The organism is Magnetococcales bacterium (assembly GCA_015231755.1).
Lineage (GTDB): Bacteria > Pseudomonadota > Magnetococcia > Magnetococcales > Magnetaquicoccaceae > Magnetaquiglobus.
In genome coordinates, this window is the sequence record JADGAZ010000002.1 from 59671 (window position 1) to 75154 (window position 15484).

Consider the following 15484-nt stretch of genomic DNA (forward strand, 5'->3'; position numbering starts at 1 on the left):
TTCCCCATGCCACCCCGTTCCCATCCACCCGACCAACAAGGCCCACAGGTCATGTTTCAAGATCGCGCCACCGTACAACAGACCCTGAATGCCGGTTTTCATGGCCAATCCGTGCTGGTGGCCGGTGATCTGATTCTGGACCGCTACATCTGGGGGGAGGTCTCCCGCATCTCCCCCGAAGCGCCAGTGCCGGTGGTCAAGATTCTCCGGGAGACCTCCCGGTGCGGAGGCGCGGCCCATGTGGCGGTCAATCTGGCCAATCTCGGGCTCACCCCCCGCATCTGCGGCTGGGTGGGAGAGGACGCGGACGGCGCCCTGCTGAAAAATCTGCTCCATCAGGCCGGAGTCACCACCGAAGCGATCCACGCCCTGCCCAACCGTCCCACCATCGCCAAGACCCGCATCATCGGCGGACGGCAACAGATGCTGCGTCTGGATCTGGAACAGACCGATCCGGTGGCCGAAGAGGTCTGGACCACTTTCGTCTCCCACGTCATGGAACAACTCCTCAAAGAACCCCGTCCCAAGGCGGTGATTCTATCGGACTACGGCAAGGGCACCCTGGCCGAACCGGTCTGTCAGGCGATCATCCAGGCGGCCCGCTCCATCGAGGTACCGGTGCTGGTGGATCCCAAAGGGATGAATTACGACAAATACCGGGGCGCCACCACCCTCACCCCCAACCGCCGGGAACTGGCGGAAGCCATTCCCATGGGAATCGGCGACCTGGAACCCCTGCTGATCGCCGGAGAAACGTTGCGTCAACGCATCGAAGCCGATTTTCTGGCGGTCACCTTGAGCGAACTGGGCATCGCCTTGCTGGAAGGCCATGGACCTCCGGTACGGATTCCCGCCACGGCCCGGGAGGTGTTCGATGTCTCCGGCGCCGGAGACGCGGTGATCGCCGTTCTGGCGGCGGGCATGACCGCCGGTTTTTCCCGGCTGGACGCCTTGCATCTGGCCAATCTGGCCGCCGGGGTGGTGGTGGGCAAGGTGGGCACCTCTCCCATCCATCGGGATGAACTGCTGGCGGCCCTCTCCTCCCACGAAGCCCTGGCCCAGGCCGACAAGATCTGTCTGCCGGAAATCGCCCTGTCGCGGGTCGAGGCGTGGCGGCAGAAAGGAGAACGGATCATCTTCACCAACGGCTGTTTCGATCTGCTGCACGCCGGACACGTCACCTATCTGGAAAAGGCCCGCAACCTGGGCAACCGCCTGATCGTGGGGTTGAACACCGACCGTTCGGTCCAGGCCATCAAAGGCCCGAGCCGTCCGGTGATCTATCAGGAGGATCGGGCCCGGGTGCTGGCGGCTTTGGCCTCGGTGGACATGATCTTGCTGTTCGACGAACCCACCCCATTGGAACTGATCCATCTGCTGCGTCCGGACGTGATCGCCAAGGGAGCGGACTACACCGAAGAACAGGTGGTGGGAGGGGACGCGGTCAAATCCTGGGGAGGACGGGTGGCCTTGATTCCTCTGGAGCCGGGACGCAGCAGCAGCACCATTTTGCATCACATTCAATCCAGCAGGGGAGCGACCTGAAAGATGTATATCGTGACCGGAGGCGCGGGATTCATCGGCGCCAATATCGTGGCCACCCTCAACCGCAGGGGCGACAGCAACATCTTGGTGGTCGATGACCTGAAACAGGGAGACAAATTCCTGAATCTGCGGGATCTGGAGATCGCCGACTACCTGGATCTGACCGAATTCCGCGAGCATCTGCGGGCCGGACGGTTCCGCAACGCCCGGGTGCGGGCCATTTTCCATCAGGGGGCCTGCTCCGACACCATGGAGTACGACGGTCGCTACATGATGGACAACAATTTCACCTATTCCAAAGAGCTGTTCCATTTCGCCCTGGAACAGAACACCCCCTTCATCTACGCCTCCAGCGCCGCCACCTACGGAGCCTCCGTCACCTTCGCCGAACACCCGGACAACGAAAAACCCCTCAATGTCTACGGCTACTCCAAACTGCTGTTCGACCGCTATGTGCAACGGCTGATCCCCCGGACCACCACGGCCGTGGCCGGATTGCGTTATTTCAACGTCTACGGCCCCCGGGAAGACCACAAGGGACGCATGGCCTCCATGATCCACCAGATGCACCATCAACTCCTGACCCACGGCGTGGTCAAGCTGTTCACCGGCAGCGGCGGCTATGGGGACGGGGAACAACGACGGGACTTCGTGCATGTGGCCGACGCGGTCAAGGTGAATCTGTTTCTGGCGGACAGCGGCAACATCCAGGGAATCTTCAATGTGGGCACGGGCAAAAGCCGCAGCTTCAACGACGTGGCCCGGAGTCTGATCGACACCCTGGGACAAGGCCGCATCGAATACGTGCCGATGCCCGACGTGCTGAAAACCAAATATCAAAACTTTACCGAAGCCGACATCACCCACCTGCGGGCCGTGGGTTACGACGCCCCCTTCGACTCTTTGGAAGAAGGCATCCAGACCTTCGTGCGCGCCAAGGCGAGCGCCACCCCATGAATTCCGACGGGGCGATCCTGGTGATCGGTCCCTCCTGGGTGGGGGACATGGTGATGGCGCAGGCGCTGTTCAAAACCCTGCAACAACATCACCCCCAAACCCCCATCGATCTGCTGGCCCCGGCCTGGACCCTGCCCCTGGTCAGCCGCATGCCGGAAATCCGCCAGGGCATTCCCCTGCCCGCCGGACACGGGGAGTTGGCCCTGGGCACCCGCTTCCGACTGGGCAAAAGCCTGCGGGGACGCTACCGGCAGGCCATTTTGCTGCCCAACTCCCTCAAGTCCGCGCTGCTGCCCTGGTTTGCCGCCATTCCGGTGCGCACCGGTTTTTTGGGGGAGTGGCGCTGGGGGCTGCTCAACGACATCCGCCCGTTGGACAAAACCAAACTGAAACGCACCGTGGACCGCTTCGTGGCCCTGGGACTGCCGTCGGGCACCCCCTTTCCCGACTCCATCCCCCTGCCCGCCCTGGTGGCGACACCGCAAGCCGGAGCCGCCCTCCTTCAACAATACGACCCCTCGGGCCAGGGACCGCTGCTGGCTTTGTGCCCCGGCGCCGAATACGGTCCGGCCAAACGCTGGCCTGCGGGCCACTTCGCCGCCCTGGCCCAGACCCGCATCCGGGAAGGATGGCGGGTGGTGGTGCTGGGCTCGGGCAAGGAACAAACCCTGGGGGATGAAATCCTCGCCGGACTCGGCCCCCACGCCCTCAATCTGGCGGGGAAAATCCCCCTGGAGCAGGCCGTGGATCTGCTGGCCCTGGCAGAGGCGGTGGTGACCAACGACTCCGGACTCATGCATGTGGCCGCCGCTCTGGATCGTCCCGGCGTGGCCATTTTCGGCTCTTCGGATCCGGGCCATACCCCGCCTCTGGGGGGACGGTTGCGGGTGGTCTCCCTGGGTCTGCCCTGCGCCCCCTGCTTCAAACGCCACTGCCCCGACGGCCCCAAGGCCCGCTGCCTGGAAGAGATCACGCCCCGGATGATCCTGGAGGCCTTGTAACCATGTCCCGTCCCCGCTTCCGTCACCGCGTCGAATGGCTGCTGCTCGAAGGTCTGCTGGCCCTGATCCGCCAGGGAGACTTAAGCGCCGCCTACCGCAAGGCCAGGGGACTTTCCCGGCTGGCCCGACGCCTGCTGCATTCGGAATGGGCCTGGACCAACGCCAATCTGGCCATGGTCTACGGGAACGCCCTCACCCCGGAGCAGCGGGAACGACTGGCCATGCTCGCCTTTGAAAACATCTTCTACAGCCATATGGAGGCGATCCGGGTACACGAAATCTCCTTCCGAGACGAAGGGGTGGAACGGCTGCACGCGGCCCGCGAGCAAGGCCGCGGGGTGATCGTGGTGGGGGTGCATGTGGGCTGCTGGGAACCGGGTCTGAAACGGCTGGGAGGACATGCGGCACCAGCGGCCATTCTCTACCGGCACGCCAACAACCCCTTGAGCGAACAAAGCTTCATGAAGATGCGCGCCAGCTACGGCGTGGAGTGGATCTCCCGGCAAAACACCCGGGAGATCGTCCGGGCCTGCCAGGAACGCAAGGTATTGGGGTTCATGACCGACATCAACACCCGGGATGGCGGCGTCACCGCGCCGTTTCTGGGGGTCGAGGCCCAGTGTCCGCCGGGACCGGCCCGGCTCGCCTTAAAATTCAACATGCCTTTGGTGCCCATCATCGCCACCCGCCATGGGATGGGTCAGGCCATCTTCCGGGTGGGTCAAGCCATCGATCCCCACAGCGCCGGCTCCGGAGAGGCCCAAATCCAGACCCTCACCACCCGGATCAACACCGCCTTCACCGCCTGGGTCCACGAATACGCCGAACAATACAACTGGCTGCACGCCCGCTGGCGCGCCCGTCCCGACGGAACCTTGTGGCGACCCGAAGAGGCGATCCACGCCAATCCCGCTCCGGCGACCCCGTCGCCACGGGTCATGCGGTTGTTGCAAAGTCCGCGATGAAACTGCTTTTGGTCAAGACCTCCTCCTTCGGGGATGTGCTGCACACCCTGCCGGCCCTCAACGACCTGCGACGCCATCGCCCGGAGATCCGGGTCCACTGGGTGGTGGAAGAGGCCTTCGCCCAGATTCCCACCTGGTCGCCCCAGGTGGAACGGGTGATTCCCGTGGCGTGGCGACGCTGGCGGGGCGGCGTGTGGCAGGCCATGCGCTCCGGGGAGCCGGAAGCCTTTTGGCGCGCCCTGCGGGATCAACCTTTTGAAACCATTCTGGACGCCCAGGGATTGATCAAAAGCGCGGTGATGGCCCGCATGGCCCACGGCACCCTCCATGGACTGGATCGGGCCTCGGCCCGCGAGCCATGGGCCACGCTCTTGTACCAGCGGACCCACACGGTGCCGGTGGAGCTGCACGCCACGGAGCGGTTGAGACGCCTGTTCGCCGCCGCCCTGGAGCTGCCGCAGCCCCAGGGGCCGGCGGATTTCGGGTTGGAGGCGGCACGCTTCGCCACTGACGCCAATCAGGCGGAGGGGTCCACTCTGATTTTTTTGCACGGAACCACCTGGGTCTCCAAGCTGTGGCCCGTGACCCACTGGCAGGAGCTGGCCCGACTGGCCAGTCAAGCGGGCATGGGCGTGGCGCTGCCCTGGGGCAACACGACGGAACGCCAGCGGGCCGCAGAGATCGCCCAGGCGGCCCCTTCCGCCTGTCGGTTGCTGCCGCCTTTGACCCTGGCACAATTGGCGGCCCGACTGGCCGGCGCCCGGGCTGTGGTGGCCACGGATACCGGCCCGGCCCATCTGGCGGCGGCCCTGTCCACCCCCACCATCGGCCTCTACGGCCCCACCCCCACGGAGCGGATCGGCATCGTGGGGCGTCACGTGACCCGGCTGTGCGGTCCCTGTCCCCTGGCTCCCTGTCGTCAACGGGTCTGCCCGCTCAAAGGGCAACCAAACGGCTGCATGCGCGCCTTGACCCCGCAACAGGTGTGGCAAACCGTCACAGAGCAGCTTGGCATGTAAACTTTTGAAGAAAAAGAAGAGGTCTGGGGGATTCCTCCCCCAGGGTTTTAACTATAGTTTATTTATTGATAATTTTTTACATAGCAATTCCAATATTATGCTTTAAAATGACATAACCATACAATTCCAAGTTTTCAATTTCCAGGAATCCCAAAGCAAGACAATGGGTTCACCCAACGGGATAAGATTCTTCTGTCCGGTCTGCGGCGTATCTCTTATGAGTCTGGGGCGGACCGCTAATCCTGACATACGCGTCAGATTGGAATGCGCACCCCAAGTTCGATGACCTTATCCAGAGGAATATTCAAATAGGCGGCAATGCTGCCCGCATTGTGTTGCATGACAATCCAGAACTTGGTGCGCCAGGAGGAGAGTGTTCTTGTCTTATTTTCCTGGAAGACAAACACCACTCTTCCCAAGAAGTAATACGTCTCATCCGCATCAAATCCGTTGATGCGGATTTGACAGAGTTGTAGCGCTGCAGGAATGTCCGGAACCTCTTGATAGCCGTAATCCAGAAAAATACGATAAACGCTATCTTGAATCAGTTCCACATTCAGCCGTTCGTGATCTTCCACATAGGGGACATCCTTGGTGCGGGTGGTTAAAATGATGACCCGATCATGCACCACACAATTGCACGAAATATTTTGCATAAGGGCACGGGGGGCATTGTACGGATCGGCGGTAAAAAAAATGGCCGTTCCCGGTGTTCTGCTGATGAGGGGATTGTTGGTGAACTGGCCCAGGAAAAGTTCTAAAGGAATGGTGTCTTGATGCCAAGCCTGCGAAGCCTGTTCCCCTCCCAACCTCCAGGTGGTCATAATGAAGAAGATCGAAAAACCCAGCACCAGCGGAAACCATCCACCAGTGGGAATCTTGATGACATTGGCCAAAAAGAAGGTCAGATCAAAGGCAATGAAAATGGTCAGGAGGCTGAATTTGACCAGCCTGTTCCAGCGATGAATGGTGCTGAGGACGACCCCAAAGGCCAGGATGGTGTCCACGAGCATGGCCCCGGTGACGGCGATACCATAGGCGGAAGCTAGATTGTCAGAGGATTTGAAGGAGAGTACCACCAAGACGACACCGGTCATCAGACTCCAGTTCAAAAAAGGCACATAGATCTGACCCATTTCATGGATGGAAGTATGGATCACCTCCATTCGGGGCAACAAACCCAGTTGCACGGCTTGGCGGGTAGCGGAAAAAACCCCGGAAATGACCGCCTGAGAGGCGATAACCGTGGCTGCGGTGGATAATGCGACCATGGGATAAAGCAGCCAGGAGGGAACCAGCAGATAGAAAGGATTGCTGGCCGCTTCAGGATTGTGCAACAAAAGTGCTCCCTGACCGAGATAATTGAGGAGCAGGGATGGGAAGACAATAAAAATCCAGGAAATACGAATCGGGCGTGAACCGAAATGGCCCATATCCGCATACAAGGCCTCGCCACCGGTCACGCAGAGAAACACAGACCCCAAAACGATAAAACCAGTTGTGGGGTTGTCCATGATGAACCGGATGCCATGCCAGGGGCTGATCGCCATGAGAATTTCTGGGTGTTTCAAAACTTCAATCGCCCCCAGAGTTGCGAGAACCCCAAACCACAAGAACATGACCGGACCAAAATATCGGCCCACTGATTCTGTTCCCCGTTTCTGTATGGCAAACAGGACGATGAGTACGACCAGGGTCAAAGGAAGAATATAGGGTTTGAAGAAGGGAGTGGCCACCTCCAGGCCTTCGATGGCGCTGAGTACTGAAATCGCCGGAGTGATGATGCCGTCTCCAAAAAAGAGTGAAACTCCGCACATGCCCAACAGCAGCACGAGTTTCTTCCCTCGCGGATTGTTTCCAAGGCTTCTTTGGGCCAATGCTACCAAGGCCATGACGCCACCCTCACCTTTATTGTCAGCTTGCATAATAAAAAATATATATTTTAGCGTAATAACGATAATAAGCGAAATAATCACAAGTGATATTACACCAAAGATGTGAGCGGGAGATGTGGCGTGACCTGCGCTGACGGACTCTTTGATGGAATATAAAGGACTGGTGCCAATATCTCCAAAAACCACCCCCATCGTCCCAAGGATGAGAACGTCGAGTCGCTTCTTTCTGTCTTGTTCGTGAGATTGATCCATGGAATCCTCATTAACCTTTGAGAGAGTTGCGAATATTTTTTGATCTCATGTTTCGCAAATACAGGAGAGCTTTTATAGACAAGACTTAAAGAAAGGATAAACATCTACCGATGATAAAACAAGGAGATATAAAATTTATATAATAATTATATGTAATGTCTCTCCATTTTTATAAAATTTTTATGTCACATTTTCTTCACACTTGTCCAAAACAGCTTTCTGAGGGTGCGCTCTCCTGGTAAAAACGGCAAAATGGGATTGTCGAGATTCCAGTTCCGCCAACACCCACCAGGAGAACCCTCTGCGCATCCAGATCTGGACGGCTCTGCTCGCAATCCTCCTGCTCAAGTGGCTGCACCATCCCTCCATGGCGGGATGGTCCATCTCCAACATGGCGGCCCCATGCTGCGCATGAACTTGTTCACCTACAGGAATTTTCGAGATGCTTTTCTTCAGGAGCGGGATCAATACGTTGGCGTGTGCATCAGCACGGTGTCCGCAGCGATGCAAAAAATGGAAATCCGTAAAAAGACGACGCGCTACTCCGAAAGAAACCACACTAGAAGAATAGAATATTTACGACAATTCCGTCTTCTTAGACAAAAATATGGCAAGGAGAATGCTGTTTATTTTGATGAAAGTGGATTCGATCAAAGTGTAAATCGTACTCATGGATGGGCTACCAGAGGCCACAGGATTCAAGGTGATATTCCGGGCCGCAGACACCGACGCACCAACCCGAATGATGGCCTAAAGAAACGGGGCATGGTTGGCACCTCTGCTGTTTGACCACTCCTGCACAGCAGCACTTGTCAACACTTGGATACACGCGCCTTTCCTGGCGCACCTGGACCCCATCAATTTTGGGACGGCTCGGCCAGCAGTGGTACTCCTTCTTCCACCAACTCCTTGCCGATCAGCTTGCGATACTCCCCATCCTTGCGGGTAAGCAGCTCGGCATGGGTGCCGCTTTCCACGATACGACCATTCTTGAGCAGTAAAATATGATCGGCCCGCTCCACCGTGATCAGACGATGAGCAATGATGATCACGGTGCGGCCCGACATCAACTGGTCGATGGCATCCTGCACCGCCCGTTCCGACACGGTATCAAGGGCCGAGGTGGCCTCGTCCAGAATCAAGATCGGGGCATCCTTCATGAAAGCCCGGGCCACGGCCAAACGCTGACGCTGTCCCCCGGAGAGACGAATGCCGGACTCCCCGATCTGGGTGTCGAAACCCTGGGGCAGGGCCTGGATGAACTCCAGGGCGTTGGCCTGTCTGGCCGCGTGGAGAATCCTTTCCATGGGACAGTCCGGCATGCCATAGGCGATGTTGTTGCTGATGGTGTCGTTGAACAACACCGTGTTCTGGGTCACCACGGCGATCTGGGAACGCAGACTTTCCAGGGTGACCCCCCGGATATCGTGACCATCGAAACGGATGGTGCCCTGGGTGCCTTCGACGAAACGGGGCAACAGATTGGCCAAGGTGGTCTTGCCACTGCCACTCGGTCCGACGATGGCGATCTTCTGACCCTTTTTCAGGGTGAAATCCACCCCCTGCAACACATCCGCCTCGGATTGCAAATAGCGAAACCACACACTGTCGAAACGGATTTCGCTGGTAAACGGCGGCAGCGGAATGGCGTCGGGCCGATTCTGAATCTCCGGCTCACGGTCCAAAAGCCAAAACACCCGGCTGGCCGCCGCCAATCCCTGCTGGATCATGCTGTTGATCTTGGTGATCCCCTTGATGGGCTCATAGGTCATCACCAAAGCGGTCAAAAACGAAAAAAACGTCCCGGTGGAAGACTCCCCGGCGATCACCCGGCTGCCGCCATACACGATGATGGCGATGATGCCGATGCCGCCGATCTGCTCCATCACCGCGTGGGAGAGTTTGCGGGTTTTGGTGTCCTGGATGGTCACCCGGAAATTCTCTTTCATCACCCGGGAAAACCGATCGATTTCAAATTGTTCCATGCAAAACGCCTGGATGATCAGACTGCCGAGCAAGGATTCGTGCAAAACGGCAGTCAGATGGGCCATGATCTCTTGCAAGCGGTTGTTCAGGCGGCGATGAATGCGGCTGAAGAAAATCACCGGCAGAAAAGCCACCGCGATGAATCCGGAACAAAAAATCGCCAACTGCCAGTCCAAATAATAGATCAGACCCACCAGCCCGATGATCTGAAACACATTCTTGACCAGTCCCACCGACGCGGACGAAATGCTCGCCTGGATCAAGGAGACATCGTTGAGAATGCGGGAAATCAACTCGCCGGTTGAGTATTGATAGTGGAAAGAGAGGGATTGCCGATGCAGATGCTCGAAGATTTTCAGGCGGATGTCCCGCACGATGCTTTGGCCCACCAACTCCAGATAATACTCATAATAATAATAACAAATCCCCTTGAACAAAAAGACCGCCGCAATCACCCAGGGCAGATAGGTGAAATAGAAATAGTCCTTTTCGATAAAAATCTTGTCCAAGGCCGGTTGGATCAGATAGGCCTGAAGCGCCGTGAGTCCGGAGACCAGGATCATGCACAAGATCGCCACCGACCAGTAGCGCAGATAGGGTCGGGTATAGCCATACAAACGTCGCATGACATCATCGTCTGGTTTGTCTTTGCCGGCCGACAGGGGTTCTGTATGCTTTGCATTCATGGAGGGGTCATTCTTCCCGGGTTGATCGCAGCGATAATTGTGAATTGACTTCGCGCAATTTCATGTATTTGAAAAACACGCCAGTGGCGTTGGAGACCGATATCAAAAATCCGTTGGCACCATCCAGAATGCCTCCCTGCAGCAAATAGTTCTTGAGAAAAGCAATAAAAGTTTTTACAACAATCATCGGCACCGCCGCGTGACGTTTTCCCGCATACTGACTGGCATACAGATCCGAATAACGCTGCATCTTGTCGATCAAGCCGGAGACCCCATCGAAGGAGTCATGACGGATCACCTGTCGCAACTTCACCACCCGCATGCCGGGTTGGACGATCACGCTCTCATGGACCAACGCGGCGCTGTAGGCCGTGACCCGACGGTGAAACAGGCGGCTCACATAATCCGGATGCCAGCCGCAACAGCGGATGACCTGTCCCCGGTAGTGGTTGCGGCGGGGCAACGCGTAGATGGTCTGGGAATCGAGACTGGCGTGCAGGGTGACAATCTCCTGACACGCCTCGGCCGAGAGTTGTTCATCGCTGTCCAGGGCCAGGATCCAGTCGTGTCTGGCCTGTTCCGTGGCCCAGCGTCTCAGGGGGCCGAAGCCGATGAAGGGGCTGTGAATGACCAAAACATTAGCAAAATCACGAGCGATTTCCAGGGTGTCATCCGTGGAGCCGTTGTCGCACAGGATCACCTCATCGAAGCCACGCACCGATTCCAGACAGGCCCGCAGGTGGCGGGCGCTGTTGAAGGTCAAAACCTGGACACTGATCGGAAGCGTCATGCGACAGCACTCTTTTTTTAGTACAATCAAAGCGATTCATGGTCACCTCCACGCAGATGAGCAAACAGCACCACCGTGAAATAGGTGAAAAAGTACCGCTCGGTAAAATCCATCAACATGGAGTTGAGCAAACAGCCCAGCGCAAACAGCACGACAAACCCCTGTGACAGATCCCTGAAGAATCCATCCTGCTTGCAACTGGCCTGCCACTGCGCAAAAAACAACAAAACCAGCGCCGCCATGCCCATCAGACCCAACTGCACCCCGAACTCCAGATACTGGTTGTGGAGATTGCTGGTCGGCAAGGTGGTGGTGGCCTGGACCAGGCCAGAGGCGGAGGGTTGAGGCGACGGGCGGGGGGAGCGTTCCTGTTGCAAACGCTCATAGCGAGCCAACACACTGCCGGTTCCGCCCCCCAGAATCGGTTTTTCCCGGATCAACGCCAAGCCATTGACGAAATAGTCGTAACGGGCGCCGATGGAGTTTTCGTGGCTTTTGTCCTGCAACAGCCGATAGTCAAGAACGGCGGCCTGGATGCGTTGCTGGATGGTGCTGGAGGTGACGGTGACCACCACCCCAAAGACGCCCAGGGCGGCGCAGACCAGCAACAAATAACGACGGGGGGTCACCTGAGCGGCGAAGACGAAGACCAGCACCATCAACAACACATATCCGGAGCGTCCTGGAGAAAAATACAGAATGTACTGCATGCCCAGCACCGCCATGCCCACCCCGAGCCAACGACCTTTCCGAAACCGGAAGGCGTGCTGGGCCAGCACAAACACATAAAAAGACATCATCAGGCTGGTGGAGATGTAACTTTTCAACAAGCCGGGATTGTCCGGGCGGAACAACGGATAAAACACCGAATCGGGACGGAACCATCCGGCAAACACCTGGGCGATCACCGAAAGCACCACCACACCGCTCATCGCCACCACAAACAGATAGACCCCCCGCATGCGGTTTTGATGCGACGCGAAAAACGGCAACAACAAAACCGCCAACAGCAGATAGTGATACTTCCAAAATACCCGGGCCGCCTCGGCCAGCGTCAATTCGCTGTAAAAAACCCCCAGCCCCAACAACACGAACAGCAGCAACAACGCCTGGGCCACCCGACTGGCGCCAAAGGCCAACCACCGCTCCCGCCAGCCTCCGCTCAACAGAAGCAACACCAAGGTCAGATAGGAGGAGATGGTGGTCAACGACGTGGAAAAGGGCAACGACAACCCCAACAACAAAAAACTCCTCACCGCCCAGGGATGCAACGGAAACACGACGCTCATGGCAAGCCGGACTCCCCTCCCGATGGCCATTCCCGATCCCGAAGCCCCTCCCCATCCGGCAGATGCCGGTTCAGTCCCTGGAGGCAAAACACTCTTTTCTCGTCGATGGTCTGTTGCAGAATATCATCGTTCACCGACACCTGATCCCGTGACGCCAAAGGATGGTGCAGGTGATATCCCACCCCCTTGAACACCATCTTGCGACACCATCCCCCGTTGTTGATCAATCGGGCGGCGAATTCGCTATCTTCCCGACCCCATCCCTCCATGGCCTCGTTGAAGCCGTTGACCGCGATGGCGTCCTGCTTCCAAAACGAGAAATTGCAGGTACGAATGCCCCGCAACGATTGGGTTTTCCGGGACAACAGCCCCGACAGCACCCCGAGACGCAACGCCTTGTGGCGACCACTCAGGCCCGGCGTCCAGAAGGGAATCCGGATCGATTCGGTTTCCAGAATTTTTTGTGTGCGCTCCGGACTCAACAGGATGCGGGATCCTTGAATGAACTGGCCTTGCCGGGCCGTCTGGAGATGATCGGCCACGAAACGGGCATCCAGAATCATGTCCCCGTCGATCAGAATCACATAGGCGCCACGGGCGCGGGCAATGGCCAGATTGCGACAGCGGGCGGCGCGAAATCCCCGGTCCTCCTGCCACGCATGGATCACCGGCACCGCGGACCGTTCCTGAAAGGCGTGGACCAGCGCGCCAGTCTGCGGCCCGGAGCCGTCATCCGCCACGATGATCTCATCCGGTGGCCGGGTCTGGCGCAAGGCGCTGGACAACGCAGCCTTCAGAAAGGCTTCCTGGTTGTAGGTGGTCACGATCAAGGAGACCTTCATGGGCGCTCGCTTGGCAAAAGCCGTTGCAGCACCCCGATGACTTCCGAACTGTCCAGTTGTTCCAGACAGTCGCTCACGTGGCTGTCGTTGCAGCCGCGCCCGTGACACGGCACACAAGGCCAATCCTTCTGCACGATTCCATGGGGTCCGCAGAACTGGATTCCCTGTCTGCCGTAGGGATTGCGGGTCAAGGAGTCCCAGCCATTGGGCCACGGTCCCCACTCGAAGGGCATGCTCGGACCAAACAACGCCAACACCGGCACATCCAGACTGGCGGCGATATGCATCATGGCCGTATCCACCCCCAGATACAGCCGACACAAGGAAGTCAAGGCCACCACCTGCTTGACCGTCAAACATCCCCCCATGTCCACCGGAGGCAGCCGACACAAAGCAACGATCGCGGCGATATTGGCCATCTCCTCCGCCGCCGGACTGCCGGTCAAGGCCACGGCAAACCCTCGCTCTTGCAACCAGTCGATCACCTGGGCCATGCCGGTGGCTGTCCAACTCTTGAAGCGCCAACGGGCGGTGGGATGGATCTGCACCAACGGCTTGACCCCATCCCATCCCTGCTTGAGCAGACCCTCCCGGACCGTGGACAACTCCGTCGCGGAAAAAACGTTGTAAACCCGGGTATCCAGCTCCCGGATCCGGCTGTTCCAGGTGATCAGATCCAGATGCCGCAGCACGGCATGACGGGGGCCCACATGATGGGCAACGGGATGGGTCAACAGGAAACGCCGCCACCACCGCTCCCGGTCCACCCGCAAAAAGCCGATACGCACCCCGGCTCCGCTGACGAAGCCCACAATGTGACCCCGATCCCCGTCGGTGGTGTTGATGGACCAGTCGAACCGTCTCCCCCGCAACGTCTGCCACCAACGCCATTGCCGCAGCCCATACGCGCCGACGGACTCTCCGGCTCCCCGTTCGGGAAAGGTCAACACTTCGTGGACATGGGGATGGCCCGCCAGAATCGACTCGGTGCCGGCCTTGACCAACACGCTGATCCGGCACTCCGGAAAATTCTTCTTGAGGGTGGAAAACAGTGGACCCGTCAACAACACATCCCCCAGATAGCGGGATTTGACCACCAGAATCCGTGCCGGACGATCCCCTTCTTTCCCTGCCGCTGACATCATGACGCTCCAATAACAGTCCATGGGGATTGATTGTCAGGCCAATCTAACACCCCGTTCCACCACGCTCAAGTCTTTTCCCCCCGGCTCTCCGGAGCCAAAACGCTTCCGGAAACAACAGGATTCAACAAAAAAGCAACAGGCTTTCCTTTTACCCCGGAAACCGTTTTAATAGTCCCGTACTCCCTTCACTCCAAGGAAAACTCCCCCATGAAACTGCTGCTCACCGGTGCCCACGGTCAGGTGGGTCAAGAGATTGCCGCCTTGGCCCAACAGTCCGACTGCTCCCTGCTGGCCCTGGACCGGACCGCCCTGGACATCACCGATCCCCAGGCGGTGCGCATAGCGGTGAATGCCTTCCGCCCCAACGTCACCATCAACGCCGCGGCCTTCACCGCCGTGGATCTGGCCGAAAGTCAGCCATCCCAGGCTTTCGCGGTCAACCGGGACGGACCCGCCCATCTGGCCGCCGCCTGTGCCGCCATCGATTGTCCGTTGATACATCTGTCCACGGATTATGTGTTCGACGGCAGCAGTCCCACTCCCTACACCGAAACCGATCCCGCCGCTCCCATCGGGGTCTACGGGCAGAGCAAATACGACGGGGAAGAGGCGATTCGCACCCTGTGGTCCCGTCATCTCATTGTGCGGGTCAGTTGGGTGTTCGGCTTTCACGGCAGGAATTTCGTCAAGACCATGCTGCGGCTCGCCCGGGAAAAAGAGACCCTGGCGGTGGTCCGGGATCAGTGGGGAGGCCCCACCCCCGCCGACGCCATCGCCGACACCCTTCTGACGCTGGCCCGCCGGATCGCCACGGAACCGACGTTCCAGGAATGGGGAACCTATCACTATTGCGGAGAACCGGGGGTCTCCTGGCATGAGTTCGCCGCTTTCATCATCGCACAGGCCCGGCAACGGATCCCCCTGGCGGTGCAGGAAATCCGGGGCATCACCACCGCCGAATACCCCACTCCGGCCCGACGCCCCGCCAACTCCCGCCTCGACTGTCAACAAATCGCCACCCGTCTGGGAATCGCACCGGCGGATTGGCAGCAGGCGGTTCACATCCTGATGCCCCGTCTGCTGCCATGATCGACGCAAGCCAACCGCGCCCC

At 58.6% G+C, this 15484-nt stretch carries 13 protein-coding genes; 7 read left to right on the top strand and 6 right to left on the bottom strand.

The features are described from left to right. Positions 1–51: 51 nt before the first annotated feature. From rfaE1 to waaC, 5 genes are read left to right on the top strand one after another with little or no spacing between them, the layout of a single operon-like run. Positions 52–1545 (top strand): D-glycero-beta-D-manno-heptose-7-phosphate kinase, encoded by a 1494-nt coding sequence (gene rfaE1 / locus HQL98_01695; protein MBF0270774.1) that lies wholly within the window; start codon positions 52–54, stop codon positions 1543–1545. A gap of 3 nt (positions 1546–1548) precedes the next feature. Continuing rightward, positions 1549–2502 carry an ADP-glyceromanno-heptose 6-epimerase gene (gene rfaD, locus HQL98_01700; protein MBF0270775.1) on the top strand — a complete coding sequence of 318 codons (954 nt, stop codon included), beginning with the start codon at positions 1549–1551 and terminating at the stop codon, positions 2500–2502. Beyond that, positions 2499–3503 carry a lipopolysaccharide heptosyltransferase II gene (gene waaF / locus HQL98_01705; protein ID MBF0270776.1) on the top strand — a complete coding sequence of 335 codons (1005 nt, stop codon included), beginning with the start codon at positions 2499–2501 and terminating at the stop codon, positions 3501–3503. The genes rfaD and waaF overlap by 4 nt, the downstream gene beginning before the upstream one ends. Before the next feature lie 2 nt (positions 3504–3505). Continuing rightward, positions 3506–4468 carry a hypothetical protein gene (locus HQL98_01710; protein ID MBF0270777.1) on the top strand — a complete coding sequence of 321 codons (963 nt, stop codon included), beginning with the start codon at positions 3506–3508 and terminating at the stop codon, positions 4466–4468. Continuing rightward, positions 4465–5487: a lipopolysaccharide heptosyltransferase I gene (waaC, locus tag HQL98_01715; GenBank protein ID MBF0270778.1), complete on the top strand. Its 1023-nt coding sequence runs from the start codon at positions 4465–4467 to the stop codon at positions 5485–5487. The genes HQL98_01710 and waaC overlap by 4 nt, the downstream gene beginning before the upstream one ends. 254 nt (positions 5488–5741) lie before the next feature. Here the strand turns inward: waaC and HQL98_01720 are convergent, their stop codons facing one another. Next, entirely contained in the window at positions 5742–7634 is a 1893-nt protein-coding gene (locus HQL98_01720; protein MBF0270779.1) for a potassium transporter Kup, read from the bottom strand. A 402-nt stretch (positions 7635–8036) separates the two neighbouring features. On the opposite strand from HQL98_01720, the gene HQL98_01725 reads away from it, so the two are divergent. Continuing rightward, entirely contained in the window at positions 8037–8423 is a 387-nt protein-coding gene (locus HQL98_01725) for a hypothetical protein (GenBank protein MBF0270780.1), read from the top strand. A gap of 68 nt (positions 8424–8491) precedes the next feature. Here the strand turns inward: HQL98_01725 and HQL98_01730 are convergent, their stop codons facing one another. The 5 genes from HQL98_01730 to rfaQ are packed head-to-tail and all read right to left on the bottom strand — an operon-like array spanning position 8492 to position 14372. Continuing rightward, complete coding sequence (locus HQL98_01730) at positions 8492–10306, bottom strand: ATP-binding cassette domain-containing protein (GenBank protein MBF0270781.1); 1815 nt, start codon at positions 10304–10306, stop codon at positions 8492–8494. Between the two features lie 7 nt (positions 10307–10313). After that, on the bottom strand, positions 10314–11096 hold the full coding sequence (locus HQL98_01735; protein ID MBF0270782.1) for a glycosyltransferase family 2 protein: 783 nt from the start codon (positions 11094–11096) through the stop codon (positions 10314–10316). Between the two features lie 26 nt (positions 11097–11122). Further along, on the bottom strand, positions 11123–12385 hold the full coding sequence (locus HQL98_01740) for an O-antigen ligase family protein (GenBank protein MBF0270783.1): 1263 nt from the start codon (positions 12383–12385) through the stop codon (positions 11123–11125). Further along, positions 12382–13227 (bottom strand): glycosyltransferase family 2 protein, encoded by an 846-nt coding sequence (locus HQL98_01745; GenBank protein MBF0270784.1) that lies wholly within the window; start codon positions 13225–13227, stop codon positions 12382–12384. The genes HQL98_01740 and HQL98_01745 overlap by 4 nt, the downstream gene beginning before the upstream one ends. Next, complete coding sequence (rfaQ, locus tag HQL98_01750; GenBank protein MBF0270785.1) at positions 13224–14372, bottom strand: putative lipopolysaccharide heptosyltransferase III; 1149 nt, start codon at positions 14370–14372, stop codon at positions 13224–13226. The genes HQL98_01745 and rfaQ overlap by 4 nt, the downstream gene beginning before the upstream one ends. A 207-nt stretch (positions 14373–14579) precedes the next feature. On the opposite strand from rfaQ, the gene rfbD reads away from it, so the two are divergent. Next, a complete protein-coding gene (rfbD, locus tag HQL98_01755) occupies positions 14580–15461 on the top strand; it encodes a dTDP-4-dehydrorhamnose reductase (protein MBF0270786.1) in 882 nt (293 codons plus the stop codon). Positions 15462–15484: the final 23 nt, after the last annotated feature.